This window comes from Streptomyces cucumeris, assembly GCF_024295805.1.
Lineage (GTDB): Bacteria > Actinomycetota > Actinomycetes > Streptomycetales > Streptomycetaceae > Streptomyces > Streptomyces cucumeris.
Genome location: NZ_JANCLX010000019.1, coordinates 112,163 through 138,574 on the forward strand (window position 1 = coordinate 112,163; position 26,412 = coordinate 138,574).

A 26,412-nucleotide genomic window follows, 5' to 3' on the forward strand; every position below is an offset into this window, starting at 1 on the left:
CCGCCGCGCGGCGGCGCGGGCGTGGCGGAGGGGGAGCGGCGACGCATACGGCGGGCTCAGGCGGTGGTGTCGGTCCGCACGTGACGACCGGCCGTGTGCAGGTCCTCCTCGATGCGGGCGGCGGCCTCGCGCAGTGCGGGAAGCAGTTCCTCCCGGCACTGCGCGGGGCTGCGGCGGCTGGTGTGCGTGGAGATGTTGACGGCGGCGACCGCCCGTCCGGTGCGGTCGCGGATCGGGACGGCGATCGAGCGCAGCCCCTCTTCCAGCTCCTCGTCGACGAAGGCGTATCCGTCCTGTGCGGTCGCCCCCAGCAGCCGGCTCAGCCGGGCCGGGGCGGTGACGGTGCGGCTGGTCAGGGGAGTGCGGTCGGCCCGTTCCAGCCGGGCGGCGCGTTCCGCGGGAGAAAGGTCGGCGAGCAGGACGCGGCCCAGGGAAGTGACGAAGGCGGGGAGCCGGGTTCCGACCGTGACATTGACGCTCAGGACGCGGCGGGTGGCGATAGTAGCGGTGTACTGCACGTCGTCGCCCGCGAGCACGGCGAGGGAGGCGGAGTCCTGGACCGCGACGGCCAGGTCGGCGAGGTGGGGCTCGGCGATGCGGGACAGGGGCGTGCGCGACAGCGGTGCGAAGCCGAGGTCGAGCACGCGCGGGGTGAGGCTGAAGTCCCTTCCCCGCGTGGTGATGTAGCCCAGATGTGCCAGGGTGATCAGGGCCCGCCGGACGGTGGCCCGGGCGAGGCCGGTGGCTTCGGCGACGGCGGTGAGCGACAACTCGGCGCGTCCGGGGCCGAACGCGGTCAGCACGGTCAGTCCCCGCGCCAGCGCCTCCACGAATTCCCTTCCGAGCTCATGCTTGGACGCCTTCGTCCATGCCCCCGACCCGATGGCGTCGGGGGACAGCCGGGCCGGTTCGGCCGGTGGGGCGCTGCGCAGGTCGTCCTCCATGGCCGCCACCGTCTCGCGCAGGGCGGGCAGGACGGCCTCGCGCAGTGATCCGGCGCTGTGCCGGCTGGTGTGGCTGACGACGCTGACCCCGCAGACGGCGGGCCCTCCCCGGGGGCCGCGGACCGGCAGGACGAGCGCGATCAGGCCCGGCTCGATCAGCTGGTCGTCCATCGCCCACCCCTGCTCGCGGGCGAGGGCGGCGGTCTCGGCGAGGAAGCCCTCGGGGCGGCGGAACGGCGGGACGGCCGGGAAGCGCAGGTTCTCCGGGTCCGCCTCCCATCGCTCGCGCCAGTGGGCCCATTGCTCCTCGGTCCAGTCGGCTGCGAACACCTGACCGTGGGCGGTCCGCTCGGCGGGGAGCAGATCGCCGATGCGGAAGGTGAGGGACATCGCGCGGCGGCGGGTGGCCTGGTGGACGAACCGGATGCCGTCGCGGTCGGGCACGGCGATGGACACCGATTCGTCCAGGGCGTCGGCGAGGCGGTCGGCGTGCGGGCCGAGGAGATCGGGCAGCCCGGTGGCACCGAGATAGGCGTTGCCGAGCTCCATCAGGCGGGGGGTGAGCGCGACGTCGCGGCCGATCGCCCGGAGGTATCCCATGCGGATCAGGGTGGTGGCGATCCGGTCCACCGTGGAGCGGGCCAGGGCCGTCTCGCGGGCCAGGGTGCCGAGGCTCTGACGGCCGTCCGCCGCGGTGAGCTCGCGCAGCACGGTGATGCCGCGAATCAGCGGACCCACTGCTTCGGCGGGGACGGGGGGTTCGGTGGTCGGCATGGCGGCTCTGTTCTCGGGGCGGGCTTCGGGCAACCGTACTGGCCGAGCGGGCGAAGCGGAGGTTGACAGACACCCCGCACAGGCGCACACTCTCGCAGCCATTAATTATGAACTAAAATTCACTCTGCGAACAATCATCGAGGCTCTCATGGACAAAGTCCGGAAGACGGCCGCCGACGCCATTGGTGACATCACCGAAGGGGCCTCGCTGGCCGTGGGCGGATTCGGCCTCAGCGGTGTGCCGAACGTGCTGATCCAGGCGCTGCACGACCGCGGACCCGGTCGGCTGAGCGTGGTGTCGAACAACTGCGGTGTCGACGGCAGCGGCCTCGGCATCCTGCTCGCCGCCGGGCGGATCGCCCGCGTCACCGGCTCGTACATCGGCAACAACCGGGAATTCGCCCGGCAGTACCTCAGCGGCGAGCTGGAGGTCGAGCTGACCCCGCAGGGCACGCTGGCCGAGCGGCTGCGCGCCGGGGGTGCGGGCATCCCGGCGTTCTTCGTGCCGGCCGGGGTCGGCACCCCGATCGCCGACGGCGGCCTTCCCTGGCGGCACGCCCCGGACGGCAGCGTGGCGGTGGCCTCACCGCGGAAGGAGGTGCGCGAGTTCGACGGCCGTGGCCACGTCCTGGAGTATGCGATCACCACCGACTTCGCCCTGGTCCACGCGGCGAGGGGCGACCGGCACGGCAATCTCGTCTTCCACAAGGCGGCCCGCAACTTCAATCCCCTGGCCGCGATGGCCGGCCGGGTCACCATCGCCGAGGTGGAGGAACTGGTCGAGCCCGGCGTGCTGGACCCCGATGAGATCCATCTCCCGGGTGTCTTCGTGCAGCGGATCCTGGCGCTGACCCCCGCGCAGGCGGCCGACAAGCCCATCGAGAATCGGACGGTATCGGTCCGCGCGGACCGAGAGGCGGTGCGAGCCTGATGGCTTGGACGCGCACCGACATCGCCGCCCGCGCGGCGGCCGAACTCACCGACGGCTCCTGCGTCAACCTCGGGATCGGACTGCCCACGCTGGTGCCGGGTCTCCTGCCCGACGACGTGGACGTGACGCTCCACTCGGAGAACGGGCTGCTGGGCGTGGGCCGTTACCCCTACGAGGACGAGGTCGACCCCGACCTCATCAATGCCGGCAAGGAGACCGTGACAGTGGTGCCCGGGGCGTCGTTCTTCGACTCCTCGCTCTCCTTCGGCATGATCCGCGGCGGCCACATCGACACGGCGATCCTCGGAGCCATGCAGGTCTCCGCCCGCGGAGACCTGGCCAACTGGATGATCCCCGGAAAGCTGGTCAAGGGCATGGGCGGCGCGATGGATCTGGTCCACGGGGCCCGCACGGTCATCGTCGTCACCGAACACACCGCCCGGGACGGCTCGCCGAAGCTCGTGGCCGAGTGCGGCCTGCCGCTCACCGGCCGTGCGTGCGTCCACCGGGTCATCACCGACCTCGGTGTCCTCGACATCACGCCGGACGGCTTCGCCCTGATCGAAACCGCCCCCGGTGTCGGCCCCGACGAGGTGCTGGCGAAGACGGCCGCGCCCGTCCGGGTGGCCGTCTCCCCACGCTGAACAGCCTGGGACCGACCGACCGGGGCACCGCACGCCCCCCATGAGTACCCGTACAGCCACAGGAGCTCCTCATGACCGAGCGTCTTCGCGACGTCTACGTCGTCGACGCCGTCCGCACCCCCATCGCGAAGTACGGCGGCGCGCTCTCCGCCGTCCGCCCCGACGACCTCGTCGCCGGTGTACTGCGCGCACTGCTCGACCGCACGCCGAAGCTCGACCCGGCCCGGATCGACGATGTGTTCCTGGGCAACGCCAACGGCGCCGGCGAGGACAACCGCAACGTGGCCCGGATGGCGGTCCTGCTGGCAGGACTGCCGGTGACGGTGCCCGGTGTGACGGTCAACCGGCTCTGCGGCTCCGGTATGGAGGCCGTGATCCAGGCCTGCCGGTCGATCGCCGTGGGGGACACCTCGCTCGTGATCGCCGGCGGTGTGGAATCGATGAGCCGCGCCCCCTGGGTACTGCCCAAACCCGGACGCGCCTTCCCCGCAGGCCACCAGGAGCTCTACTCCAGCACCCTGGGCTGGCGGATGGTCAATCCGAAGATGCCCGCTGCCTGGACGGTCCCGCTGGGAGAAGGCGCGGAACTGGTCGCCGACCGCCACGGCGTCACGCGCGAGGACCAGGACGCCTACGCCCTCGGCAGCCACCGCAAGGCCGCGAGCGCCTGGCAGGATGGCCTGTTCGACCGTGAGGTGGTACCCGTCCAGGGCATCGACCTGGCCCGCGACGAGCCCATCCGTGAAGCCACGTCCGCCCACGACCTCGCCGCACTCCGGCCGGCCTTCCGGCCGGCGGGCTCGGTCACCGCCGGCAACTCCTCACCCCTCAGTGACGGGGCGGCCGCGCTGCTGCTCACCGACGCCGCCGGACTCGAGGTCACCGGGCGCGAACCGCTCGCCCGGATCAGCGCCTGCTCCGTCAGCGCCCTCGAACCACAGTACTTCGGCACCGGCCCCGTCGAGGCCGTCCGCCGAGCCCTCGACAAGGCCGGCCGGGACCTCGGCGCCCTGACCGCCCTCGAACTGAACGAGGCCTTCGCCGCCCAGGCCCTGGCCTGCCTGCGCGCCTGGCCGGACCTCGACCCGGCGGTGGTCAACCCCCGCGGGGGTGCGATCGCCCTCGGCCATCCCCTCGGCGCGTCCGGTGCCCGGATCACCGGCGCCATCGCCCACCAACTCGCCGCGGCGGGCTCCGGCACCGCACTCGCCACCCTGTGCATCGGCGTCGGCCAGGGCCTCGCGATCGTCCTCGAAAGGTAGGCCCCGATGACCCTCCCCACCCAGCACGACATCTCCCAGGAGATAGCCCAGCTCGTCGCGACGGACACCGCGACCAGCGGGACCGCCCACCACCCCGACCGCGGCTACGCCCCCTACCGGAGCAGCCTGCTGCGCCACCCCCGGCAGCCGCTCGTCGCCGTCGGGGACCCGGACGCGGCGGAACTGCGCGGCCCGGTCTTCGGCACCACCGACGTCACCGAACTCGACGCCGATCTGACCCGCGGGCACACCGGCGAACCCCTGGGTGAACGGATCACCGTCACCGGCCGCGTGCTCGACCGCGGCGGGCGGCCCGTCTGCGGACAGCTCGTCGAGGTCTGGCAGGCCAATGCCTCAGGCCGGTACGCGCACCAGCGCGACCAGCACCCCGCCCCCCTCGATCCCCACTTCACCGGCGCCGGCCGCTGCCTCACCGACGACCAGGGACGGTACGCCTTCACCACGATCAAGCCCGGCGCCTACCCCTGGCGCAATCACCACAACGCCTGGCGGCCCGCCCACATCCACTTCTCGCTCTTCGGCACCGCCTTCACCCAGCGGCTGGTCACCCAGATGTACTTTCCCGGCGACCCGCTCTTCCCCTACGACCCCATCTTGCAGTCCGTCACCTCATCCGCCGCGCGCGCCTGCCTGGTCGCCACCTACGACCACGACCTCACCGTCCCCGAATGGTCGCTCGGCTACCGCTGGGACATCGTCCTCGACGGCCCCACCGCCACCTGGACCGAGGAGGACCACTGATGCACCCCACCCCCTCCCAGACCGTGGGCCCGTTCTACGGCTACGCCCTGCCCTTCCCCGGCGGCGGCGAGATCGCCCCGGCAGGACATCCCGACGCCATCACCGTGCACGGCCACGTGTACGACGGCGCGGGCGCGCCGATCCCGGACGCGCTGCTGGAGTTCTGGCAACCCGGGGACGGCCGGGCCGGCCGTCCCGGCTCCCTGCGCCGTGATCCGGCCACCGGCGGCTTCGCCGGCCGGGACGGGGTCACGTTCACCGGCTTCGGCCGCATCGCCACCGATGCCGACGGGCACTGGGCGATCCGCACGCTCCCGCCCTCCGGTGCGCCGTACCTGTCCGTCTGCGTGTTCGCCCGCGGGCTGCTGCACCACCTGTTCACCCGCGCCTATCTCGACCCGGACGCGACCGATCCGCTGCTCGCCGGCCTCGCCCCCGAACGGCGTGCGACGCTCCGCACCGACCGGGAAGGCCCCCGCACCCACCGCTTCGACATCCGGCTGCAAGGCCCTGAGGAGACGGTCTTCCTTGACTTCCGCTGAAGCCCCCACCCCGGCCCACGCGCCCCTGGACGCCGTCGCCGATGTCGGCCTGCTCTCCCCGGTCCGGGTCGCCTCGGACGTCGAAGCGGCCACCGGCGACCGCGCGTTCCTGCAAGCCATGCTGGACGCCGAGGCCGCCCTGACCCGGGCCCAGACCACCCTCGGCCACGCGCCCGCAGCCGCCGCCGACGCCATCACGGCGGCCGCCCGCGCGGATCGCTTCGACCTGCGGGACATCGCGGTACGCGCCCGCAGGAGCGGCAACCCCGTCGTCCCCCTGATCGCCGACCTGAAGGCCGCACTGCCCGCCGACGCCGCGCCGTACGTGCACCGCGGCGCGACCAGCCAGGACATCATGGACACCGCCACCGTGCTGGTGGCGGTGCGCACGCTGCCACGGGTGGCCGCGGACCTGCGGCGAACGGCCGACACCCTCGGGCGGCTCGCCGACCGGCACCGGACCACCCCCATGCCGGGACGCACCCTCACCCAGCACGCCGTCCCGACCACCTTCGGGCTCAAGGCAGCCGGCTGGCGCAGCCTGGTCCTGGACGCCGTCGACCGGCTCGACGCCCTCCGCCTGCCCGCCCAACTCGGCGGGGCGGCAGGCACCTTGGCGGCGTTCGAGACCCTGGCCGATGCGCCCGGCAGCGGGCCCGCGCTGTCGGATGCCTACGCCCGCGAACTCGGACTCGCCGAACCCGTGCTGCCCTGGCACACCCTGCGCACCCCGGTCGCCGACCTCGGCAGCGGACTTGTCCTCGTCTCCGGCGCGCTCGGTAAACTCGCGGCGGATGTCCTGGTGCTCTCCCGAACGGAGATCGGGGAGCTGGCCGAGGGCGGGGGAGGGGACTCCTCGGCCATGCCGCACAAGAGCAACCCCGTGCGGGCCGTCCTGATCGCCGCCGCCGCGCGCCAGGCGCCCGTTCTGGCCTCCGTGCTGTCGGCGTCGCTCATCGCGGAGGACGACCGGCCCGCCGGAGCCTGGCACGCCGAGTGGCAGGCCCTCCGCGAACTGCTCCGGCTGGCAGGAGGAGCGGCCCGCAACGCCGCCGAACTCGTGGAGGCCCTCCGGGTCCGCGACGACCGCATGCGGGACAACCTGCACCTCACCGGGGGCCTCATCGTCAGCGAACGCCTTGCCGCCGAACTCGGTGCGGTACTCGGTCGCGAGGCGGCCAGGGAACTCCTCACCCACGCCGCCCACCGGGCCACAGCCGAAGGCCGCGGCCTGGCCTCCGTGCTGGAGGAGGAGCCTGCGCTGACGGACCACCACGACCGGATACGTCGCCTGACCGACCCGGAGACCTACCTCGGCGCGGCATCCGCGCTGGTCGACCGCGCCCTGGCACACAGGGCCCCGCCTGAACACCAGGACCACCCGTGACACACCTCCCGCACCACCGCATCGACGGCGCCGCGGACAGTCCCACCTTGCTGCTCGGACCCTCTCTCGGCACCTCCCTCGCCGTCTGGGACGCACAACTTCCCTCCCTGGCACGGCACTTCCGGGTGGTCCGCTGGGACCTGCCCGGCCACGGCGGGTCGCCCGCCGAGCTCGCCCGGCCCGGCGCCACCGTCGCCGACCTGGCCGATCAGGTGCTCGCCCTCGCCGACCACCTCGGCGTGAAGCGGTTCGCCTACGCCGGTGTCTCGCTCGGCGGAGCGGTCGGCACGCACCTCGCCGTCCACGCTCCCGAACGGATCGCGGCGCTGGGGCTGGTGTGCTCCTCGGCCCGCTTCGGCGAGCCCGCCGACTGGCGGGAGCGTGCCGCCCTCGTGCGCGCCCAGGGCACCGAAGCCCTCGTCGGCACCGCGCCGGGCCGCTGGTTCACCCCCGGGTTCACCAACGCGGCCACCGCCGCACTGGTCGCCGACCTACGCGACACCGACCCGGCCGGATACGCGGCCTGCTGCGACGCACTCGCCCGCTACGACCTGCGGGCCGAGCTGTCCACCGTCACCGCACCCACCCTGGTGATCGCGGGACGCGACGATCCGGCCACGCCACCCGCCCACGCCCGCGAGCTCGCCGACGGCATCGCCGGCTCCACCCTGCTGGAGCTCGCCGCCGCCTCCCACCTGGCTCTGGTCGAGCAGCCACAGGCGGTACTCACCGCCCTCCAGAACCACTTCGGTGCCCCGGCCCCGCATGACGACGCCCGCCGCGCGGCGGGCACGACCATGCGCCGCGCGGTCCTCGGCGATGACCACGTCGACCGTGCCACCGCGCGTGCCGGCCCGTTCACCGCCGCCTTCCAGGACTTCATCACCCGCTACGCCTGGGGCGAGATCTGGACCCGCCCCGGCCTGGACCGCCGCAGCCGAAGCTGCATCACCCTCACCGCCCTCGTCGCGGGCGGTCACCACACAGAGCTCGCCCTGCACGTACGAGCGGCGCTGCGCAACGGGCTCACCCCGGACGAGATCCAGGAGGTGCTGCTCCAGACCGCTGTCTACTGCGGCGTCCCCGCAGCCAATGCGGCCTTCGCCGTCGCTGAACCCCTTATCCACGACGACCTCCGACACAACGCGCCCGTCCCCGGCACGCACAAGAACCCGTCCGAAACGGAGTGACGTCATGCTTCGCCGCCTCGTGCGAACACCGTTCCGCAAAGTCTCCCTCCTCGTCCTGCTGATGGCCCTGGTCGCCGCCGCTGTGGCCGTCACGGTACGGGCCCGCACCGCCCCCGCGGCCTCGTCACACGATGTCGACGTCACCAAGGACCTCTCCTACGCATCCGCTCAGCCCTCCGGCACCCAGGGGCACAAGCTGGACCTGTACGTTCCCCGGTCGCACCGCCCGCTCCCGCTGGTGATCTTCACGCATGGCTCGGGCTGGATGGCCGACAACGGCAGGATGGACGCCGACAAGGTCGCGGCGCGGCTCAACCCGCACGGATTCGCCGTGGCCGGTGTGGCGGTCCGCTCCAGCGCACAGGCACGGTTCCCCGCACAGCTCCATGACATCAAGGGCGCCATCCGCTGGCTGCGCGCCAACGCCGAGAAGTACCACCTGGACCCACACCGCTTCGCCATCATGGGCGAGTCCTCCGGTGGCTGGGCCACCACGATGACAGCCGTGACCGGGGACGTTCCCAAGCTGGAAGGCACCGTGGGCGTCCGCGGCCCCTCCAGCGCCGTCCAGGCGGCCGTGCCGTTCTACCCGCCCACCGACTTCCTGCGGATGGACGAGCACATGCTCAGCGACTGCACACCGCGAAGGGGCGCTTCCCTGCCCAGCGCATGTCACGGCGGCCCCAAGTCGCCCGAATCACGACTGCTCGGCTGTGCCATCAACGACTGTCCCGACAAGGCCGCCGCGGCCAGCCCGCTCACCTACATCGGCAAGCGGCAGGTCCCGCCGTTCCTGATGTTCCACGGTGAGCAGGACCAGCTCGTGCCCCACCACCAGAGCAGGCTGCTCTTCGACAAGCTGGCCTCCGTGGGCAAGGACGCCCGGTTCTTCTCCTTCCCCGACGCCCGGCACGGCACATTCCTGCAGATGCTCAGCGACGACGACACGCGACGCGGCGCCCGTCAGGAGACCACCCGCGACGGCCACACCACACGCCCCGCCCCGGCACACCCCACATGGCAGACCGTCGTCACCTTCCTGAGGAGCGCACTCGGCACCGGCGGGCATTGACACTCGCTTGTGCGGACCGCACCCAGCCGCTGCGACGGCACCGCGGCTGGGTGCCGTGAGCCCGGTCCGCCGGGTAGGAGCACGGCCGGCCTGTACTCGCGCGGAGACGTATGAGAGGTCCTGCCGCAGCGCCAGCAGGACCCCGGTGATCCGCCAAGTCGTCCTCCTTTATTCGGGACCTGTGCGAGCTTCATCTACGGCCAGGTTGCTCGGAATTCGGGAGTCCGGGAGCCCCTCCGCTCCACGTATTCGCCGATGCACCGGCAGCCGCTTTCCGGCTGCCGGGGCATCGGTGCGCGGGGCTGTCCCTCGCGCGATCACTCCTGATCGGCGTCGACGATCCGAGGCGAGACCGGCCGCTCGAAGAACGTCTCCAGCACCACGGTGGCCTGCGTCCCGCTGACCCCCTCGATCGCGTAGATCCGGCGCAGGACGTCTTGCAGCTGCTCGGTGGTCGACGTCCGCACCTTCACCAGCACCGACGCACTCCCGGCGATGACGTGCGCCTCCATGATTTCCGGCAGTGCGGCGAAGTCCTCCGCTGAATCTCCCATCCACGCGTCCGAGTTGACCATCACATAGGCCAGAACGGCATTGCCCACCGCCGCCGGGTCCACCTCGACGGTGGTGCGCCGGATCGCGCCGCGCTCCCGCAGTTTCCGCACGCGTTCGTGAGCGGCCCCGGCGGAGAGGCCCACGGCCTTGCCCAGCGCGGCGTAGGACTGGGTTGCGTCCTGCTGCAGGTGCGTCAGCAGGGTGCGATCGATGTGATCCACAACTCTCCATTCGGGTTTGGCTTGCCGTCACCGTATCTCATCCTGCAATCTCACTAACATGCCGAAGGAGATTCGGCATGTATCGGAATGAGGACTGACATGACCAGCGAGCGTCCCGCCCTGTACGAGATGTTCGACGACCGGTTCCGTACCGGCCGCTGCATGAACGGCGATGACGGCCTGGAGGTCCTGTACACCGGCTGCCGCTGGGCCGAGGGGCCCATCTACCTGCCGGCCTGGCGGCAGGTGGTCTGGAGCGACATCCCCAACGACCGGATGCTGCGCTGGGACGAGGAGACCGGCTCCGTGAGCGTCTTCCGCCGCTCCGCCGGACACACCAATGGCAACACTCTCGATCGCCAGGGCCGACTGATCAGCTGTGAGCAGGGCAACCGTCGGGTGACCCGGACCGAACACGACGGTACGGTCACGGTGCTGGCCGACCGCTGGCAGGGCAAGCGACTGAACAGCCCGAACGACGCGGCGGTCAAGTCGGATGGCTCCATATGGTTCTCCGACCCGGACTTCGGCATCACCAGCGACTACGAGGGTTACCGCGCGGAGAGCGAGATCGGCTCCAACAACGTCTACCGCATCGATCCCTCAACCGGCGAAGTGCGGCTGGTCGCGGACTGCTTCGGCGCTCCGAACGGCCTCGTCTTCTCGCACGACGAGCGGCGGCTCTTCGCCTCCGACACCCGGGCGGGCTTCATCCGGGTCTTCGACGTACGCGACGACGGCACGCTGTCGGACGGCGAGATCTTCGCCGAAGCCGGGACCCGTGCGGCGGCCCGCTTCGACAACCTCCGCTTCGACGACGGCGGACGGCTCTGGGCGGCCGCGATGGACGACGGAGTGCACTGCTACGACCCCGACGGCACGCTGATCGGACGGCTCGACGTACCCGAGGCGGTTGCCAACATCGCCTGGGGCGGCGCCAAACGCAACCGCCTCTTCATCACCGCACAGACCAGCCTCTACTCCGTGGTCATGGGGGTCACAGGTACGCACCCGACCGGACCGGGGCGCATGCCCTGGCTGGACCCGGAGTCCCGGTGCCGGTGAGGACAGCGCGCCCGGCTCAGCGGTGTGAGGCGTAGCCGGGAAACACGTCCAGGCGGCCGGGGCGATGACGCGTTGCCGGGGCCGGGAGAGTCCAGTCTGCCGGATTCGCCCTCGCTCTGCTGGATCGCCCGCACCTGGCGGGCCTCCTGGACGGCGGGCCCGGTCCCGTGCCGGTCTCAATCACGTGACCGAGTACCGTTCTCGAATTTGCCTTGCCGCCGGCCTGCAGGAGTAGCTAGGTTCTCCCGGGCTGTCCGCGTTTCACCGGACCGGCGTCGTCGACAAGGAGGTGTGCAGCGCATGCGCACGAGCTCTCAGCAGTTGCATCCGCGTTCCATCACCTGCCACCTCCTCACGACGGAGACCTCTTGTCGATTCGTATCACCCCCCTGACCGATCCCCACCGTGGTCTGTCCAGCTACCGGCTGGCCTGGCTGGCCTCCGATGCCGACGGAATTCCTGTCGGTTCGGCCTTTCTGCGTCTCTTCACCAATGCCGGGCAGGAGCACCTGGCCGAACTGAAACTTCATGTGCATCCGGTCGAGCGACGCCACGGCATCGGTTCGCGCCTCCTCGACGAGGTTGTGGCCGCTGCCCGAGAAAACCGCCGACGTTGCGTTCTCGCCCAAGCCGAGGCTGAATCCTCTGGCGCTCATTTCCTGCCGACTCGGGGCTTCCGCAAGGTCCTCACCTTGACGTTTGCCCGGTTGCCACTGGCCGGAGTGGACATCACGGCTCTCCACAAGGTCATTGAGCGGCCGCATCCCGGATACCGGCTGGCGTCGTGGCACGGGATGGTTCCTGACGACCTCGCTCACACGTTTGCCGTATCGCGTCGCGCCATGGATGACATGCCCATGGACGACACCGACTACGGGACGGTGACCTGGGACGTGGACCGGGTCCGAGCCGCCGCGCGGACCATCGAAGAGCGAGGCGAGCTGTTGCACACGGTCGTTGCTGTCGACGAATCGGACGGCTCGATCGTCGGGTTCACCGAGCTGGTTGTCCCCGGCGACGGCAAGGGCGACGGCCAGCACTACGGAACCGGTGTTCTGCCCGAACATCGTGGACACGGCCTGGGGCGGTGGATGAAGGCCGAGTCGATCCGACAGGCCCGCGAGTGCCACCCCGAGCTCGGTGGCCTGCTGACCGATACCGCTGACAACAACCGGCCCATGAAGAACATCAACGACATGCTCGGCTACGAACCGACACACCGGACACTCGAGTATCAGCTCGATCTGTGAGGCAGCGGGATGGGCTCGAGGCGTGCCCCGGGCCCATCCCGACTTCGCCGTCAGGTGTCACCGGGCGGGTCCTCGCTCTCCTGGGCGGCCGGGACCATGCCGCGTTCGGCAACGCGCCACAGGAGCAGGAGGCCGTCGGCCACTTCGCGGTCGCTGGGTGCCACTGTCGGTGGGGCTGCCGGCTCTGTGCGCGAGAAGGAGCAGTAGAAGCTGACCACCTCGGGAGGCACCCCCCCCCGGAGGCCACGGCGTTCGAATGGTTCAGCCGCGCTAGCATCGGTTGCCTGCGCTCAGTGGCGGTAAGCGGCGGTCGCGATCTCGATGAAGGACCGGATCAGCGGGTTGGTGTCACCTTCGTTCCACACCGCCACCACTCGGCTCGGCGCCATGTCGGTCAGCGGTACCGCGGTCAGCTCCGCGGGCAGGTCGTGTCCGAGTGGGGCCAGGCCGACCGTGCCGTTCCACAGCACGGCCTGCAGGCATTCCTGGACGGCGCGTACCACTGGGCCCTCGCGTGGCGTGCCGCCGTTCCAGTACGACTGCCAGATGGGGTCGGTGTCCTGCGGAAACTGGAACCAGCGGCGGTCGCTCAGTTCAGCCAGCCGCAGCCGGTCGCGGCGGGCCAGCGGATCGTCGGCGCGCAGGACCACGCCGACCGGATCGGTCCGCAGCGCACGCACCGTCAGGGCCGTCTCGTCGAACGGCGCTCGGGTCAGGGCGATGTCGACCAGTCCGGCCCGCAGTCCGCACGTCGGGTCGGTCAGATCGGTGTCACGGATGCGGATGTCGATGCCGGGGTGGTCTCGGCGGTAGGCGGCGGCCAGCTTGGACACCCCCCGGTCGGTGCCGTCGCCCTGGATGCCGACGGTGATGGTCGCGACGCCGACCGCAGCGCTCACACGTACACGGACGCGGTCGGCATGGTCGAGCAGGGCTCGCGCCTCTTCGAGCAGCACTGTGCCCACGGGAGTGAGCGTGACGCCGGCCGGCGAGCGGGCGAACAGCAGGGCCCCGACATCGGCCTCCAACTGCTTGATCGCTCGGCTCAGCGGCGGCTGACTCATGTGCAGTCGGGTGGCGGCCCGGCCGAAGTGGAGTTCCTCGGCGACCGCCACGAAATAGCGCAAGGTCCGTAGCTCCACACTGCAACGATACCCATGAGGTATCGGCGCTGCAGGACAGGTCTTGGACAGCCCCGGGGCCTCGGCGGTGAACTCATGAACATGAGCGAAGAAGTGAAGACCAGCGAGCCGCGGACCGCCGCCCCCGCCGTATCGGTGATGGGCCCCGGCGAGGGCGAGACGATCGTTCTGGGCATCACACGTATGCGCGTTCTGGAGGACGGCAGCCACACCGGGCACCGCCTCGCGATCGCCGAGTCCGTCCTAGCCCCGCACACCCAGGGACCACCGCAGCACCGCCACGCCCAACACGACGAGGGCTTCTACATCCTCTCCGGCACCGTGCGGTTCACCGTCGGGGACGAGGACCACGACATCACCAAGGGCACGCTCGTGATGGTTCCGCCCGGCACCCCGCACACTTTCGCCAACCTGACCGACCAACCCGCCGTCATGCTCAGCACATTCACCCCCGACCTGTACGTGCAGTACTTCCGCGACCTCCAGGACGTGCTCGCCGGCGGCCAGCCCCTGACGCCACAGGCCAACGCCGACGCGATGAGCCGCTACGCGACCGAGCCCGCCACCGACCTCGCCTGAACCGACGGGACGGAACGGCCCGGCCGACTCCTCTCGACCGGCGGTGCCGTGATGCTCCCGCCTTTCGTGCCCGGACCCCTCGGACGACGGACCGGGCCTTCTCCAGGGGCCTGCCTGGCAATCGACGCACTCGACGGGCCGCCGAACCGGTGGTGGCCCATGAAGGGGAACCATGAACATCGCCTACTGGACCGTCGCGGGGCTGCTCGCCATGTTCTACATCTACGCAGGCACGCTGAAGGTGTTCCGCAGCCGTGATCAACTCCGCCCGATGATGGCCTGGGTCGACCGCGTACCCTTGCCCGCTCTCAGGGCGCTGGGGACGGTCGAGATACTCGGCGCGACCGGCCTGATCCTGCCGCCGCTGACCGGCATCGCTCCCTTACTGGCGCCGGCCGCGGCCATCGGCTTTGTCCTCCTGCAGACCGGTGCGATCGCCGTCCACCTGACCGGCGAAGACCGCCGGATAACACTCAACGTCGGGCTCACCGCCACCGCAGCCGTGACCATCTGGTTGGCTACCAGGCCATGATCGAGCACAGTTCCTCGGCCGGTGGATGCGACTTTCCAGAAGCTGAATACTGCTGCTCGCTGAGTGTTGAGATCTATCGCGGACGCTGACCGAGCCGTCTGCGTAGCGCGAACCAGTCCAACCCTCCGCCAGCGCCGAGGAAGGCGAGCACCAAGCGGTGTAGCTTGGTCCACACCCTGGCCTTGGACCAGCCAGTGAACCGCCGATGCACCGTTTGGCGCCCAAAACGGGCGGGAGCTGCCGCCAGGAGCAGCCTGTCCTGGCAACGTAAATGATCGCCGCGAGCACTGCCGGGCCCTCAGCCTTCCTCCGGCCCCGCCTCGAGGACGCACTGGAAGTGCAGGAGCAATCTGCACAAGGATTTCCCACAGGCCATCGCGCATCAGACGCTCCGTCATCCCCACACAGGCAACAACGAACGATCACCTCCCGAGATCGAAGTTATATGCTGTCGGGCGGGATAGGGGTGGCCTGGTGGTAGTACATCCGCCACGTCGTGGCCCCCTTCTTGCGCCAGAGCGAACTCCGCCGTGCCCGGTTCCCATCCAACGTGGTCTCTTAGGTGAGGTGCACCAGCCCGGGTGTCAGCAGGACACCGGTGATCTTTGAGGGCTCATAGCGCGGACCGCGTTCTGCCCCGCCGTCCATCTCGGGCATCGCTGCAAGTATCTCGTCATACGTCCACTGCCGCCCCGAAGCGCCGACTTCTGTGAAGTCCGGGTCCAACAGCTGTCGGACAAGCGAGCGTGAACTGCGCACGCCGGGGTCCATGAGGCGCAGCTCGCCTGTGATCGCTTCGCGCACCTCATCTGATTCTTCGCTCATGCAGGGATCTTCGCCCAGGTGGCCAAGTTCACCGCAACCGAGTAACCATCCGCAGGGCACAGTTCGGGTTCGGACCAGCCGCTCGCCACCTATCGAGCCGGCCTCAGGGGCTTCGGAGTTGTCTGGCTCACCCGGTGGTCACGTTGCGCCGTCGTCGGCAGGAGGAGCGGCCCTGCTCGCTTGGCGCGACGCTGGACGAGGGCGGTCTCGATCCGTCCGATCCCCGGCAGCGCGCCCAGCTTGTCGGCCAGGAAGTCGTGCAGGGAGGTGGTGTCCCGGGACTGGACCATGGCAAAGACCGATGCGCGGCCCGTGGTGACCGCGGCGAAAGCGACTGTGGGGTGCCGTCCCAGCGCCTCGGTTGCTTCGTTCAGCGCGGCCGGCGCCACCTCCAGCCACATCAATGCCTCCATCGGGAAGCCGAAGTGGGACGGACTCACGTCCACCTCGAAGTGCAGCACCCCGGCGGCCCGCAGCCCGGCGATGCGGCGGCGCACGGTCGAGGCCGACCACCCGGTGACGGTGGCCAGCCGTGCCAATTCCGCCCGGCCGTCCAGGGCCAGTTCGCCCGCCAGCCGCGCCTCCGCCTCACCCCAGCCGGATGCCTCGGTAAGGGCCTCCGCACCATCCGATGACTGCGGTGTGACGCCGAGGAGGGCGGCCTGCTCGGACGCGTCCAGCGCGCTCGTCCGGCCCGCCCAGCCGCCGACCCCGGCGACCGGGCGCAGCACACAGCCCGCCTCGACATCTCGGATCCCCGGTGTCCGCAGCAGGTGGTCGAAAAGCGGTCGTCCGCTGTCCGTCCCCGCGACCGGGGTATGGACCATACAGGTCAGCCGTGTTCCGCCGACGAGCGGAGCGATCCACGAGGTGTCGTCCCGCTGCGCGAGAGCTGTGGTCAGAGCATCCGCGGTGTCCGGTGTGCAGTCGATGCGGACGAACCAGTCGAGCCTGCCGATCCGCCGGCTGTCGATGAGTCCGACCACCCGGACCACCAGGGCTGACCGCAGCCGGTGGTAGCGGCGTGCGATGGTGCGTTCCGGGGCGCCGAGCACGGAGGCGATCGTGCTGAACGAGGCGCGTCCGTCGATCTGGAGGGCGTGGATCAGGCGGCGGTCCAGCGTGTCGAGTGTGACGGATTGCGTCACCAAGTCCCCTCCGAATGTCCGGTCGCGTCTATCCCGGTGACATTACAGCGCGCAAGGGAGCACCGGGCAGGACGCTGGCGGCAACCACATGAAAGAGGCAGATCATGTTGACCGTCCTTCCCATCAGGTACGTGGCCGACGTCGAGGCGTCCCGGGACTTTTACGCCGGGCTGGGACTGGCCGTGCGGCCAGAGCCCGGCGCGGCTGTCTGGGTCCGGCTGACCGCCGACGCAGGCGCCGTCGGCGTCCATGCCGCCGCCGTCTCCCAGGGCCGGCCACCGGGCACCACCGAACTGGGCTTCGCCACGGAGGAGCCGCTGGAAGAAGTCGCCAAGCGGCTCGAACGCGACGGCTACCCGTATCAGCTCGTCGAGGAGAACTTCGGCCGCAGCATCCGGGTCACCGACCCGGACGGAGTCATTGTGCAGATCCAGCACATCGACCCGGACACCGTCCGCCAGTCGGCCGCGACCGTGGCAGGCGATCCCGCCTGACCAGCAGCCCCGAACACAGCCCCCCACCGGCCCGCCCCCCCGTACTTCTCAACAGATCCATCACGACATGCATCACGACCCAAGTCACGGCAGGAAGACTCAGGCATGGAACCGCTCATCACACTCGTCGCCGTCGCCGGCCTGCTGCTGCTCGCCGGGGCGCTCGGGGCCGAGCGGCTCCGTCAGCCGACCGTCGCCCTGCGCGGTGGCCTGGCGGCCATGTTCACACTCACCGGTGGTGCCCACTTCATCGGGATGCGCGAGGAGATCGTCGCCATGGTGCCATCAGCTCTGCCTGCCCCGGGCCTGCTCGTAACGCTGACGGGCCTGGCCGAACTCGCCTGTGCACTCGGCCTGCTGTGGTCACGGATCGCCCGGGGTTCGGCCGCCGTGCTCAGCGCGATGCTGATCGTGATGTTCCCCGCCAACGTGCACGCCGCCCACGGCGATGTGCCCTGGTGGGAGGAGCTCGGCCCCCGCACGGCCACCCAGACCGTCTTCCTCGCGGCCACCATCACCGTGCTGGCACGCCACGGCCGGGCGGTTGCGGGGATCTCCGCGGAGCCCCCGCTCAGCTCCCCGCCGCGGAGTCTGCGGTAGCAGATGCCCGTATCTCGAAGAATGGACCGCTGTGAGGTCATGCTGGAGCCTGACCACCGACCCGGCCGAGACGGCTTCTCCGACAGGTCTCGCCAACAGCCGCCAAGACGCTCCCGTCACCTCTGGCCGGGCACGCCCAGTCGACCCTCGGACCAAACGCAAGATGCCAGAGCTCAACTCCAAGCCGACCTGGCACCCAATGAATCCAACCATCCACTGGTAGCTTGATCTGCGCTCCAGGCCGTCTTCGTCAGCCGAAGACACCCGTCTAGGAGGGTGTCTCACGTGACGTGATGTTCGTGCGGCATTGATGCCGGTCGTGGGTGCTGATCTATCGAGGCGTCTGTTTCGTGATGAACTCTGGGAACGGGGCGCCCCGTTGCTGCCATCGTTCGGTGCTCGTCTCCAAGGTGGTGGGACCGCTCGGTGTGACGAGCGGGCCGTGTTCACGGCAGTGGCGCAAACGCTGGCCAGCGGCTGTGTCGGGCCGCATCTGCCGCCGACTTTCGGCACGTCGCCCGCTGCCGCGCATCGCCGCTTCACGGTATGGACCGAGGCCGGCCTGCACCCGCCGTCGGGTCCCACCGGGGACCACGGCGGCGCCGACCCGTCAAACTCCGCGCGGACAAGAACAGGTTCGGATACCAGCGACTTCCACATTCTGTCCTGGACATGTGTCCATGTATTATGGACACATGTCCAGGAGTCCTTTGAGTAGTAGGGAACGCCCATGGAAATAGCCGCGAACCTGCTGGTCGCGCTGGTGGCAGCGCTGCACGCGTACATCCTGGTTCTCGAGATGTTCCTCTGGGAGAAGAAGCCGGGCCGCAGTCTCTCCGGCTTCGATGCGGACATGGCCCGGGCCACGGCCCCGCTGGCCGCGAACCAAGGCCTCTACAACGGATTCCTGGCCGCTGGGCTGGTCTGGGGCTTGATCGCGTGGGATCCGACCGGGTTCCGGGTCCAGGTGTTCTTCCTTTCCTGCGTGCTCGTCGCCGGCCTGTACGGCGGATTCACCGCCAATCGGCGCATCCTCGTCGCCCAGGCACTGCCCGGAGCCCTGTCGCTCGCCGCCGTCCTGCTAGCACGGTGACCGAGATGCAGGCCGATCCCCGTGCGGCGCGGACCCGGGCCAGACTGCGCAAGGCGCTGCTGGAGGAGTGCGCCCTCCGCCCCCTGGGAGAGATCAGCGTCGCCTCGCTGGTACGCCGGGCGGGAGTCGGCCGCGCGACCTTCTACCTCCATTACGCCGACCTGGAGGCGCTCGCCGTCGACGCCTGCGCCGACATCGTCCGCGAAGCCGTGGACGCCCTCCACGCATGGCGCGGTTTGCCCGATCCCACGACCCCGCCGCCCGCCCTGCCCGCCTTCTTCGAGAGCCTCGCCCCGCACGTCGGCCTGTACCGGGAGTTGCTGCGCCCGGGCGGCAGCGGCCCTCTCGGCCGAGTGCTGTGTGAGGATCTGCGCGCCCGCAGCCGTACCGAACGCACCCTGGCCGGTGCACCGGAGCCCGACCTGGTCGCCTCGGCCGTGGCCGCAACCTTCGCCGGGGTGCTCGCCGACTGGTTGCACGGCCTCATCGAGGCCACTCCCTCCGAGATTGCCCAGCGGGTCTGGCGCCTGCTCGTCAACCTGCACCGCACCCCTCTGTCCTGACGGACCATCCGGCCCGTCGGCGGGAGGGGCCGGGACACGTGGCACGGGCTTTCGGAGGGGAGATTCACCGTGTTGCCGTCCGCTCGGATGTAGAGGGAGCGGCGCTGGAACGCCTCGCAGCCGCAGCAGTGAGCACGCTGCTCCAGTTCTGCGCCGGCAGCCACTTCTCGACGGCTCGCGGGATGCCGCCGGGCCGTTCACGGGAGTGGCGGTGATGGCGTGGTGAATCACGCCTGGTGCCGCCGCTGGCAGGCCGGGGGCGCCGCTCCGTCAAGCCCAGGCAGTGGCGGCGGTGGGTCGAGCTGATGCTGGAGGCGTTGGACGTCGCATGCCTTCCCGGGGGCTCGGAGTGCGGCTTGGCGTTCGTCGGCTGCGTGGATTTCGGCTCGCGCTACGCGATGGGCAACTCCCAGTCGCTCGAAGGGCCTTCGAGTCGTATCACCATCAAGAAGCGGGGCTGGGGCGAGGCCGTTCCCGGTGACGACTGACCCGGCGGGGCCAAGCCAACCGGCCCCGCCGGATCCCGCCCGCGCGTCCCGGTATCGGCAACAAATGTTGTCCGTCTGCCACACCCGGTTCCAGCATGGGGACCAGTAGTGATCATCGCGATCAAGCGGATGGCCCAGGCGTCCGCGCCACTCGGCCGGCCCGAGGTGTCCGGGTGACGCCGTGCCCCGCGCGCCGGGCAGACCGGCGCGCACCCGGCTTGGTCCGCCCGCCCCGAGCCCTCCCCAAGGAGTTTCCCCATGCGCTCGACCACTTTCCGTTTGCTCGGCGGCAGCCGATGAGCGTCCAGGCCGAAGCCCACGAGGTAGCCACCCGCAAGGCCGCTGACCGGCTGCCGTTCGCGGTCTACCTGCTCGCGTTCAGCCTGTTCGCAATGGGCAGCGCCGAATTCCTGCTCGCCGGTGTCCTCCCCGACATCGCCGACGACCTGAACATCTCGCTCTCCTCCGCCGGCGCCCTGATCTCCGCGTTCGCCATCGGCGTCGTCATCGGCGGCCCGCCACTGGCGGTCCTGACGCTGCGCTGGCCACGGCGCACCACCCTGGTGGTCTCGCAGGTCGTGTTCGCCGTCTGCGTTGCGGTCGGCCTGGTGACCGACAACTTCAGCGTCCTGATCGCCACCCGCTTCCTGTGCGGTCTGGCCTACGCCGGATTCTGGGCGGTCGCCGCGGTCACCGCGATCGGACTCGTCACCCCCGACCGCACCGCACGGGCTTCCGGCGTGGTGGTCAGCGGACTGAGCATCGCCATGGTCGGCGGAGGTCCGGCCGGCGCGTTCCTCAGCCACTTCACGGGCTGGCGGGGCGGGTTCTGGGCGGTGGTCGCTCTCACCGTCCTCGGCGCGGTGGCGACGGCCGTCGCCGTCCCCTCAACCCAGGCGGCCCGGGAACCCAGCGTGAGCCGCGAGCTGCGCACCATGCGACAGCCACAGCTGTGGGTGGTGTACGCCGCGACGCTGCTGAGCACCGCCGCGTACATGATCTCGTACAACTACCTGGCGGCATTCCTCACGGACATCACCGGAGTCGACTCCGTGTGGGTGCCGCCGATCCTCGTCCTGTTCGGTGTCGGCGCCTTCATCGGCCTGTCCATCGGCGGCCGGGTCGCCGACGGGCGTCCCCACCACGCTCTCCTCATCGGGGCCGGTGGCATCCTCGTCACGTCGGTGCTGCTTGCGGTCTTCGCCGACTACGCGATCGCCGTCATCGTCCTGGTGCTGCTCTTGGGCATCGCCGGATTCATACTCAACCCGGCCGTCTACGGGCGGGTGTTCACTGTGGCGGCCGACGCGCCGACGCTCGCCGGAGCCACCGCCGTCTCCATGTTCCAGCTCGGCATCAGCCTGGTGCCGGTCCTCGCGGGCGTCGCCCTCGGCGCCGGCGCCGGACTGACCTACATCCCCTGGCTGGGCGCCTGCCTGGCCGCACTCACCATTCCGGTCGTCCTGATCGAGCGGACGATGGCCCGCAGTCGGGCGCGGAGCCCGCGGACCAGCGAGAACTGACCTCGCCCGTCCGCTCCAAGCCAGCGTTCCCCGTACCCATCCATCGACCGGGCGGCCACCACTGGGACTGCCGGGCCGGCCTCCGCACCAGCAGCCCGCCTGGAGGAGCCGGTCCAGGACCGTGGCGGAGTACTCGAGGTCGGGGAGGCCGCCGATGCGAGGGAACGCTTCCCGTATCGGCTCGGCGAGGTCGTCGGCGATGGCTCCGCCGTCAACGGTGCCATCGCCGTGCGCGGGCAACCTCGCTGGGGCGCCTGGGAGGCCCCGGGAGCTCGGACTGGTCCTGGGAACGTGTGCTGCCCTTCTACGAGGACATCGAGAACGACGCCGACCACCCTGGCCGGCTGGACGGCGGCAGCGAGCCGCCAAGACCGCCAAGACCGGCAAGGGCGCCGGGCGGCTGTCGTCGGCGGACACGGCCGAGGTGAAGTGGTGGACGACGGAGCTCCAGGTCGACATCGCCAACCGCTGCCTCCAGATTCACGGAGGCCACGGCTATCTGAAGAAGAGATCTCCCAGGAATTGGGTCAACGGCCGGGTGCAGACGATCTATGGCGGGACGACGGAGGTGATCAAGGAGCCGATACGCCGGTCACGCCCCGCCCTCCCGGCTGACCGTGCCGAGGCACGCGTGTTCCGAAAACAGCATCTTTGATTGCGACTTCGGAAACACATCAGTCTAATGACGGCGTGGAGCAGTCACCGAGGATCACCCAGGCCCTATCCGCTGTCGGTGCCCGGCTCAAACGGGTGCGTACCGCTCGTGGCGTCACCCTCGCCGCGCTGTCAGAGGCCACCGGCATCTCCAAGAGCACACTGTCGCGTCTGGAAACAGGACAGCGCCGCCCCAGCCTCGAACTACTGTTGCCCATCGCCGAAGCCCACCAGGTGCCCCTGGACGAACTGGTCGGCGCTCCGGAGGTGGGCGATCCGCGAGTCCGGCTCAAATCGCACCTGGTGAACGGCAACACCGTGCTGCCGCTGACCCGGCAGCCCGGGCCGCTGCAGAGCTACAAGATGATCCTGCCGGCGGACCGCTCCACCCCTGAGCTGTGCACCCACGAGGGGTACGAGTGGCTGTATGTGCTTTCCGGACGGCTGCGGCTCGTCCTGGCGGAACACGATCTGGTCCTCGGCCCCGGTGAGGTGGCCGAGTTCGAGACCCGGCTGCCGCACTGGTTCGGCAGTACGGGGGAGGGGCCGGTCGAGGTCCTCAGCGTCTTCGGCCGCCAGGGTGAGCGGATGCATGTACGCGCCCGCCCGACACACCGAACGCCCGCCTCCGGTGCATGAGCCGGGGCGGCGTCGTCCAGCTCAGGCCGCTGTCCACAAGGATCTCGTCCTGGACCCGGCGCTCGGCCTCGCGTGTCGTCGCAGCAATTGATAGGGGCCCGCTGTGGTGCGCTTCAGCATGTGGCCGGGCACGGTGCTCGCCGAAGGCGGACTCGGAGACGACGACCAGGCGTGAGACAGCGCGCGCCTTGCTCGGACAGCCGGGCGCGTGCTGGTGGGGAAGACATCGCTGTCGACCCGCGGAACGCGGAGCCGTGAACCGTCGCGAATGTGCTGAGGCTGCCCGAGGACCGCACGACGCGGCACGAGCTGCTGGGGGAGTCCCGGTGGCCCTCACCGGGACCACCACCCGTATCCACACACCGTTCGGTGTCGACAGTGACCCGGCTTGAGTCGCCCTGCAGTAGCCCGCAGCGCGGCTCCCGCCCCAGGTGTAAAAGCCGCGCCCGCGGTCCGGTATTCGTCACCCGCCGACGCCCCGGCGGCCCGGCCCGCGCTCTCCCCGATCAGCGCCCCGTCAGGCCTGTTCGCCAGTGTGCGCATGCCTGGGGCTATCCGGGGATGGCACCGGGGTCGACGCCGGTCAGGTCACAGCTCGCGTCCCACAACCGCGCCGCCACGGAGGTGTCGGCAAGATGGTTCCACACCGGTTCACGTCGGGGCTCGCCGCGCAGACCGAAGACGCGCGGTCCCCACAACTGGCCCCCGAGCACGGCCGGATCGAGCACCGCCCGGACCGCGGGCCACGCGCCGGCATGCTTGCCCTGGACGAGGAGCGCTGCAGGTGCCGCGCTCAGCCGTGCGCCGGTCGTCGGTACATGGATCGGCGGCCGTGAGGGGGTGAGGGAGTCCAGGGCGCCGCCGGGATGGACCACCACGCTCGCCACCGTGCTGCCGACAGCGCGCAGGCGGCGGTCGAGTTCGATGCCGAAGTGCATCTGTGCCAGCTTGGAGCGTCCGTAGGTGCGCTTGGGCTGGTAGCCCTTCCGGGACTGCAGGTCGTCCAGGTCGAGCCGCTCGGACTTCGCGGCGAAGCTGCCCACGGTCACGACGCGGGCCGCCGGTGCGGCAGACAGCAGCGGCATCAGCCACCACGTCAACGCGAAGTGCCCAAGGTGGTTCGTGCCGAACATCAGCTCATAACCGTCCGGTGTTTCGCTGCGTGGCGGGTCGTCAAGCGCGACGCCGGCGTTGTGGACCACCGCGTCAAGGCACTCCACCTCCAGTGACTCCACCACTGATTGCAGCGACGAGAGGTCGGCGAGGTCCAGTCGAACGGTGCGCACCCGCGCACCAGCAATACGTGCACGTATCGAAGCAGTGGCGTTCTCGGCTTTCGCAGGATTCCGGCTGCCGAGTACGACGGTTGCTCCGGTTGCCGACAACTGCTCCGCGACGAAGTAGCCGATGCCGGCGTTGCCGCCGGTGACCAGGAAGACGCTGCCATCGGCACGCGGCAGCCGGTGGACATTCCAGGGCAGGGTGGAGGATGTGGACGACACGGTGGCGGGAACTCCCATGCTTGTGACAACGGTTGCTGCTTCATGCGGGCAATCCGACACCCACAGTTCCAGCCGCCACCGACACATTGCCTATCGATCACCGGCAGTCCCGCCAGACGGCCGACATCCCACCGACACGCTGCTGGCCTGTCCCCGCACCATGCCAGTGACCGCCACCTCGGCCAACCCGGAGCCCGCAAAGGCCAACTGGGAGGCTCGACCGCGGGAGGTTAGAGGATTTTCTGCACTGTCCACTCCTTGTCCAGGTGGATCTGAAAAGGAGGTGCTCTCTCTCCCCCCCCCCGGGCGCAAAGGGTGTGCGTGCAAATGACACTCAGCAAGCGGGGCCGGTCTCGAAGGGTGGCTGGGAGAGATCGGCATCGGCAAGACCCTGACCTTCCTCCGGGGCCAGGCGCATCGAGGCCGGAAGGATCGAACAACGAACCGCTGTCCGCCTCGGTCTGCTCCACGTCCGTCGTCTCCTGGACCGGTCAGGATGTCACCGAGGGACGACGCGACTGTGTCTCGCGCAGGCACCGCTACGTTCCGGGCTCAGCGAAGTTGGTGAAGGGGCAGGCTGGCACAGCGCTCCACTTGGCCATTCGGAGACAGGGCCGTTTCGGCCGGCCCCACGGCTGGGTCAGCCTGGCTTGACCGCCAGCGTTGCAAAGTAGTGCGACATGTATTGAGCGGATGCGTTGGATTGGTGCGGCGCTTCCGCGAAGCCGGTGAGGACGAACCGCGCGGCGAGCTGCCCGCCGATCTGGTCGGTGAGGGTGTGGCTGTATTCAAGAGCGGCATCCGCGCCGAACTTCGTGGCGCGTTCCTCGGCGGAGTATTGCGTGACATCGCTGTAAGGCAGCTTGTGCACGACGTTCAGCTCGCCGCGCTCGTCGAGCGCCTCGTGGTCGAACAAGTACACATCAGGGTTGAGGAAGCCCGCGAGCAGAGTTCCGCCCGGTCGCAGGACGCGAAAGCACTCACGCCACACCGCTGCCAAGTCCGGTACGAAGAGGTTGGAGACCGGATGGAACACGACGTCGAATGTTGCGTCACCGAAGGCGCTGAGGTCGCGCATGTCGCCCAGGACGGTGCGCAGCTCGAGTCCGTCGCGCGCCGCCACCATCTGGTCCTGGCCGAGCTGGCGGGGTGAGTTGTCGAATACGGTGACCCGCGCCCCTGCGGCCGCGAGGATCGGACCCTGCTGGCCACCGCCGGAGGCCAGGCACAATACGTCCTTGCCGGTCAGGTCCGTCGGCAGCCAGGAGCGGTCGACGGGCTCATGCCCGACGAGAACGATCGACCAGTCGCCCATGCGGGCGCGCTCGACATCCTCAGTACTCACCGGCCTCGACCACTCGTTGCCCTCTTGGACATACTTGTCCCAGGCTGCCCGATTGTGGGCAACCGGATCGACAACAATGTCCTGCACGATTAACTCCCTGCTACAGCCAAGCGGACACCTGCGGTACTGAGCCAACACGATTGCAGGGTGCGGGCTCAACGAAATTAGCGGACATCGAGGTGTTCACGGGCTCGACGGGCGGTCGCGCAGCGGGTGCGTAAGCACTGGTTGCCGGGGTTGCGGAAGCTGTAGGCGTCGCGGGCGGTAGTCTCGATGACCCGGTTGGTGCTGCTTTCGGAGATCTCCGGCCACCATGTATCGGCGGTTGTGGCTAGGTGCTGCAGTTCGGGAAGGTAGCCAGCTGTGGCTCCCGGTTCCGACGCACAGTGGAAGACCATCGGCCCTGCCGGATGGAACGCCCCACGCGAGACCCACCGCACCTGTGCGACGACTGCAAGCAGCGAGCCATCACCGCCGAACGCCAGGCCGAGCATGCCAGGCACGAGCGCCAGGAAGAGGATGTAGCGGGTCGGCGGCACCTGGTTCTCCCGGTTCCGCAGCTGAGTGGCCGCCCCATTCCACCCTCTGGTCATGAGTGGCATGGCCTGACATCTGTGCGCGACGGGTCCCGCGACCCCGGCATGCAGTCCGGGGTCGCGACGTTGTCAGCAGCCGACGCCCAGGGA

28 protein-coding genes and 1 pseudogene are annotated in these 26,412 nt (G+C 69.9%); 21 read left to right on the forward strand and 8 right to left on the reverse strand.

The genetic code is table 11. The features are described 5' to 3' along the window. Positions 1-56: 56 nt before the first annotated feature. Entirely contained in the window at positions 57-1,718 is a 1,662-nt protein-coding gene (locus NMK44_RS25800) for an IclR family transcriptional regulator domain-containing protein (RefSeq protein ID WP_254747160.1), read from the reverse strand. A gap of 148 nt (positions 1,719-1,866) precedes the next feature. Here NMK44_RS25800 and NMK44_RS25805 point away from each other — a divergent pair, with 148 nt between their 5' ends. The 8 genes from NMK44_RS25805 (at position 1,867) to NMK44_RS25840 (ending at position 9,508) form a co-directional block, all read left to right on the forward strand. Next, on the forward strand, positions 1,867-2,649 hold the full coding sequence (locus NMK44_RS25805) for a CoA transferase subunit A (protein ID WP_254747162.1): 783 nt from the start codon (positions 1,867-1,869) through the stop codon (positions 2,647-2,649). Continuing rightward, the gene (locus tag NMK44_RS25810) at positions 2,649-3,293 is read left to right on the forward strand and encodes a 3-oxoacid CoA-transferase subunit B (RefSeq protein ID WP_254747164.1); all 645 of its coding nucleotides are present in this window, start codon (positions 2,649-2,651) and stop codon (positions 3,291-3,293) included. Before NMK44_RS25805 ends, NMK44_RS25810 begins: the two co-directional genes overlap by 1 nt. Before the next feature lie 71 nt (positions 3,294-3,364). Continuing rightward, positions 3,365-4,555, forward strand: a complete 1,191-nt coding sequence (locus NMK44_RS25815; RefSeq protein ID WP_254747166.1) for a thiolase family protein — start codon at positions 3,365-3,367, stop codon at positions 4,553-4,555. A 6-nt stretch (positions 4,556-4,561) separates the two neighbouring features. Then, positions 4,562-5,317 (forward strand): protocatechuate 3,4-dioxygenase subunit beta, encoded by a 756-nt coding sequence (gene pcaH / locus NMK44_RS25820; RefSeq protein ID WP_254747168.1) that lies wholly within the window; start codon positions 4,562-4,564, stop codon positions 5,315-5,317. Then, positions 5,317-5,859 carry a protocatechuate 3,4-dioxygenase subunit alpha gene (gene pcaG, locus NMK44_RS25825; RefSeq protein ID WP_254747170.1) on the forward strand — a complete coding sequence of 181 codons (543 nt, stop codon included), beginning with the start codon at positions 5,317-5,319 and terminating at the stop codon, positions 5,857-5,859. The genes pcaH and pcaG overlap by 1 nt, the downstream gene beginning before the upstream one ends. Then, positions 5,846-7,246 carry a 3-carboxy-cis,cis-muconate cycloisomerase gene (gene pcaB / locus NMK44_RS25830; RefSeq protein WP_254747172.1) on the forward strand — a complete coding sequence of 467 codons (1,401 nt, stop codon included), beginning with the start codon at positions 5,846-5,848 and terminating at the stop codon, positions 7,244-7,246. The genes pcaG and pcaB overlap by 14 nt, the downstream gene beginning before the upstream one ends. Then, positions 7,243-8,436, forward strand: coding sequence for a bifunctional 3-oxoadipate enol-lactonase/4-carboxymuconolactone decarboxylase PcaDC (pcaDC, locus tag NMK44_RS25835; RefSeq protein ID WP_254747174.1), 1,194 nt, complete (start codon positions 7,243-7,245; stop codon positions 8,434-8,436). The genes pcaB and pcaDC overlap by 4 nt, the downstream gene beginning before the upstream one ends. A gap of 4 nt (positions 8,437-8,440) precedes the next feature. Next, a complete protein-coding gene (locus NMK44_RS25840; RefSeq protein ID WP_254747176.1) occupies positions 8,441-9,508 on the forward strand; it encodes an alpha/beta hydrolase in 1,068 nt (355 codons plus the stop codon). Positions 9,509-9,825: 317 nt separating this feature from the next. Here the strand turns inward: NMK44_RS25840 and NMK44_RS25845 are convergent, their stop codons facing one another. Next, entirely contained in the window at positions 9,826-10,284 is a 459-nt protein-coding gene (locus NMK44_RS25845; protein WP_254747178.1) for an Lrp/AsnC family transcriptional regulator, read from the reverse strand. Between the two features lie 99 nt (positions 10,285-10,383). Here NMK44_RS25845 and NMK44_RS25850 point away from each other — a divergent pair, with 99 nt between their 5' ends. Both NMK44_RS25850 and NMK44_RS25855 read left to right on the forward strand, forming a co-directional pair. Beyond that, positions 10,384-11,349, forward strand: coding sequence for an SMP-30/gluconolactonase/LRE family protein (locus NMK44_RS25850; RefSeq protein ID WP_254747180.1), 966 nt, complete (start codon positions 10,384-10,386; stop codon positions 11,347-11,349). A 368-nt stretch (positions 11,350-11,717) separates the two neighbouring features. Then, positions 11,718-12,599 carry a GNAT family N-acetyltransferase gene (locus NMK44_RS25855; RefSeq protein WP_254747182.1) on the forward strand — a complete coding sequence of 294 codons (882 nt, stop codon included), beginning with the start codon at positions 11,718-11,720 and terminating at the stop codon, positions 12,597-12,599. Positions 12,600-12,889: 290 nt separating this feature from the next. Here NMK44_RS25855 and NMK44_RS25860 read toward each other — a convergent pair whose 3' ends face one another. Beyond that, positions 12,890-13,741 (reverse strand): LysR family transcriptional regulator, encoded by an 852-nt coding sequence (locus NMK44_RS25860; RefSeq protein ID WP_254747184.1) that lies wholly within the window; start codon positions 13,739-13,741, stop codon positions 12,890-12,892. 75 nt (positions 13,742-13,816) lie between these two features. Between NMK44_RS25860 and NMK44_RS25865 the strand changes: the two genes are divergently transcribed. Together NMK44_RS25865 and NMK44_RS25870 are read left to right on the forward strand one after the other, a co-directional pair. Next, positions 13,817-14,320 carry a cupin domain-containing protein gene (locus NMK44_RS25865; protein ID WP_254747186.1) on the forward strand — a complete coding sequence of 168 codons (504 nt, stop codon included), beginning with the start codon at positions 13,817-13,819 and terminating at the stop codon, positions 14,318-14,320. A gap of 172 nt (positions 14,321-14,492) precedes the next feature. Further along, positions 14,493-14,852 (forward strand): DoxX family protein, encoded by a 360-nt coding sequence (locus NMK44_RS25870; RefSeq protein ID WP_254747188.1) that lies wholly within the window; start codon positions 14,493-14,495, stop codon positions 14,850-14,852. Positions 14,853-15,293: 441 nt separating this feature from the next. On the opposite strand, the pseudogene NMK44_RS25875 reads toward NMK44_RS25870, so the two are convergent. Together NMK44_RS25875 and NMK44_RS25880 are read right to left on the reverse strand one after the other, a co-directional pair. Continuing rightward, a pseudogene (locus tag NMK44_RS25875) lies at positions 15,294-15,677 on the reverse strand (nuclear transport factor 2 family protein). A gap of 89 nt (positions 15,678-15,766) precedes the next feature. Further along, complete coding sequence (locus NMK44_RS25880) at positions 15,767-16,825, reverse strand: Lrp/AsnC family transcriptional regulator (RefSeq protein WP_254747190.1); 1,059 nt, start codon at positions 16,823-16,825, stop codon at positions 15,767-15,769. 104 nt (positions 16,826-16,929) lie between these two features. Here NMK44_RS25880 and NMK44_RS25885 point away from each other — a divergent pair, with 104 nt between their 5' ends. The 9 genes from NMK44_RS25885 to NMK44_RS25920 all read left to right on the forward strand — a co-directional run bounded on the left by NMK44_RS25885 (position 16,930) and on the right by NMK44_RS25920 (position 22,879). Then, positions 16,930-17,319, forward strand: a complete 390-nt coding sequence (locus NMK44_RS25885) for a VOC family protein (protein WP_254747192.1) — start codon at positions 16,930-16,932, stop codon at positions 17,317-17,319. Positions 17,320-17,424: 105 nt separating this feature from the next. Further along, a complete protein-coding gene (locus tag NMK44_RS25890; RefSeq protein ID WP_254747194.1) occupies positions 17,425-17,919 on the forward strand; it encodes a DoxX family protein in 495 nt (164 codons plus the stop codon). 310 nt (positions 17,920-18,229) lie between these two features. After that, a complete protein-coding gene (locus NMK44_RS42735; RefSeq protein WP_374215340.1) occupies positions 18,230-18,637 on the forward strand; it encodes a transposase in 408 nt (135 codons plus the stop codon). A gap of 12 nt (positions 18,638-18,649) precedes the next feature. Next, positions 18,650-19,012 carry a DUF1304 domain-containing protein gene (locus NMK44_RS25895; RefSeq protein ID WP_254747196.1) on the forward strand — a complete coding sequence of 121 codons (363 nt, stop codon included), beginning with the start codon at positions 18,650-18,652 and terminating at the stop codon, positions 19,010-19,012. A gap of 5 nt (positions 19,013-19,017) precedes the next feature. Then, the gene (locus tag NMK44_RS25900; RefSeq protein ID WP_254747293.1) at positions 19,018-19,575 is read left to right on the forward strand and encodes a TetR/AcrR family transcriptional regulator; all 558 of its coding nucleotides are present in this window, start codon (positions 19,018-19,020) and stop codon (positions 19,573-19,575) included. Positions 19,576-19,811: 236 nt separating this feature from the next. Beyond that, entirely contained in the window at positions 19,812-20,063 is a 252-nt protein-coding gene (locus NMK44_RS25905) for a globin family protein (protein WP_254747197.1), read from the forward strand. A 296-nt stretch (positions 20,064-20,359) separates the two neighbouring features. Then, positions 20,360-21,586, forward strand: coding sequence for a Cmx/CmrA family chloramphenicol efflux MFS transporter (locus NMK44_RS25910; RefSeq protein WP_254747199.1), 1,227 nt, complete (start codon positions 20,360-20,362; stop codon positions 21,584-21,586). 199 nt (positions 21,587-21,785) lie between these two features. Further along, entirely contained in the window at positions 21,786-22,241 is a 456-nt protein-coding gene (locus NMK44_RS25915) for an acyl-CoA dehydrogenase family protein (protein ID WP_254747295.1), read from the forward strand. 35 nt (positions 22,242-22,276) lie between these two features. Next, positions 22,277-22,879, forward strand: a complete 603-nt coding sequence (locus tag NMK44_RS25920; RefSeq protein ID WP_254747201.1) for a helix-turn-helix domain-containing protein — start codon at positions 22,277-22,279, stop codon at positions 22,877-22,879. Positions 22,880-23,430: 551 nt separating this feature from the next. On the opposite strand, the gene NMK44_RS25925 is transcribed toward NMK44_RS25920, so the two are convergent. The 3 genes from NMK44_RS25925 to NMK44_RS25935 form a co-directional block, all read right to left on the reverse strand. Next, complete coding sequence (locus NMK44_RS25925; RefSeq protein WP_374215341.1) at positions 23,431-24,399, reverse strand: SDR family NAD(P)-dependent oxidoreductase; 969 nt, start codon at positions 24,397-24,399, stop codon at positions 23,431-23,433. 622 nt (positions 24,400-25,021) lie between these two features. Next, complete coding sequence (locus NMK44_RS25930; RefSeq protein WP_254747214.1) at positions 25,022-25,813, reverse strand: class I SAM-dependent methyltransferase; 792 nt, start codon at positions 25,811-25,813, stop codon at positions 25,022-25,024. Positions 25,814-25,890: 77 nt separating this feature from the next. Beyond that, entirely contained in the window at positions 25,891-26,265 is a 375-nt protein-coding gene (locus NMK44_RS25935; protein WP_254747216.1) for a hypothetical protein, read from the reverse strand. Positions 26,266-26,412 lie beyond the last annotated feature (147 nt).

Bases quoted from the DNA above. Each gene is read 5' to 3' on its own strand.
- NMK44_RS25800 (WP_254747160.1), bottom strand. From the start codon at position 1,718: ATGCCGACCACCGAACCCCCCGTCCCCGCCGAAGCAGTGGGTCCGCTG.
- NMK44_RS25805 (WP_254747162.1), top strand. From the start codon at position 1,867: ATGGACAAAGTCCGGAAGACGGCCGCCGACGCCATTGGTGACATCACC.
- NMK44_RS25810 (WP_254747164.1), top strand. From the start codon at position 2,649: ATGGCTTGGACGCGCACCGACATCGCCGCCCGCGCGGCGGCCGAACTC.
- NMK44_RS25815 (WP_254747166.1), top strand. From the start codon at position 3,365: ATGACCGAGCGTCTTCGCGACGTCTACGTCGTCGACGCCGTCCGCACC.
- pcaH (WP_254747168.1), top strand. From the start codon at position 4,562: ATGACCCTCCCCACCCAGCACGACATCTCCCAGGAGATAGCCCAGCTC.
- pcaG (WP_254747170.1), top strand. From the start codon at position 5,317: ATGCACCCCACCCCCTCCCAGACCGTGGGCCCGTTCTACGGCTACGCC.
- NMK44_RS25840 (WP_254747176.1), top strand. From the start codon at position 8,441: ATGCTTCGCCGCCTCGTGCGAACACCGTTCCGCAAAGTCTCCCTCCTC.
- NMK44_RS25850 (WP_254747180.1), top strand. From the start codon at position 10,384: ATGACCAGCGAGCGTCCCGCCCTGTACGAGATGTTCGACGACCGGTTC.
- NMK44_RS25865 (WP_254747186.1), top strand. From the start codon at position 13,817: ATGAACATGAGCGAAGAAGTGAAGACCAGCGAGCCGCGGACCGCCGCC.
- NMK44_RS25870 (WP_254747188.1), top strand. From the start codon at position 14,493: ATGAACATCGCCTACTGGACCGTCGCGGGGCTGCTCGCCATGTTCTAC.
- NMK44_RS25885 (WP_254747192.1), top strand. From the start codon at position 16,930: ATGTTGACCGTCCTTCCCATCAGGTACGTGGCCGACGTCGAGGCGTCC.
- NMK44_RS25890 (WP_254747194.1), top strand. From the start codon at position 17,425: ATGGAACCGCTCATCACACTCGTCGCCGTCGCCGGCCTGCTGCTGCTC.
- NMK44_RS42735 (WP_374215340.1), top strand. From the start codon at position 18,230: ATGCCGGTCGTGGGTGCTGATCTATCGAGGCGTCTGTTTCGTGATGAA.
- NMK44_RS25895 (WP_254747196.1), top strand. From the start codon at position 18,650: ATGGAAATAGCCGCGAACCTGCTGGTCGCGCTGGTGGCAGCGCTGCAC.
- NMK44_RS25900 (WP_254747293.1), top strand. From the start codon at position 19,018: ATGCAGGCCGATCCCCGTGCGGCGCGGACCCGGGCCAGACTGCGCAAG.
- NMK44_RS25910 (WP_254747199.1), top strand. From the start codon at position 20,360: ATGAGCGTCCAGGCCGAAGCCCACGAGGTAGCCACCCGCAAGGCCGCT.
- NMK44_RS25915 (WP_254747295.1), top strand. From the start codon at position 21,786: ATGGCTCCGCCGTCAACGGTGCCATCGCCGTGCGCGGGCAACCTCGCT.
- NMK44_RS25925 (WP_374215341.1), bottom strand. From the start codon at position 24,399: ATGGGAGTTCCCGCCACCGTGTCGTCCACATCCTCCACCCTGCCCTGG.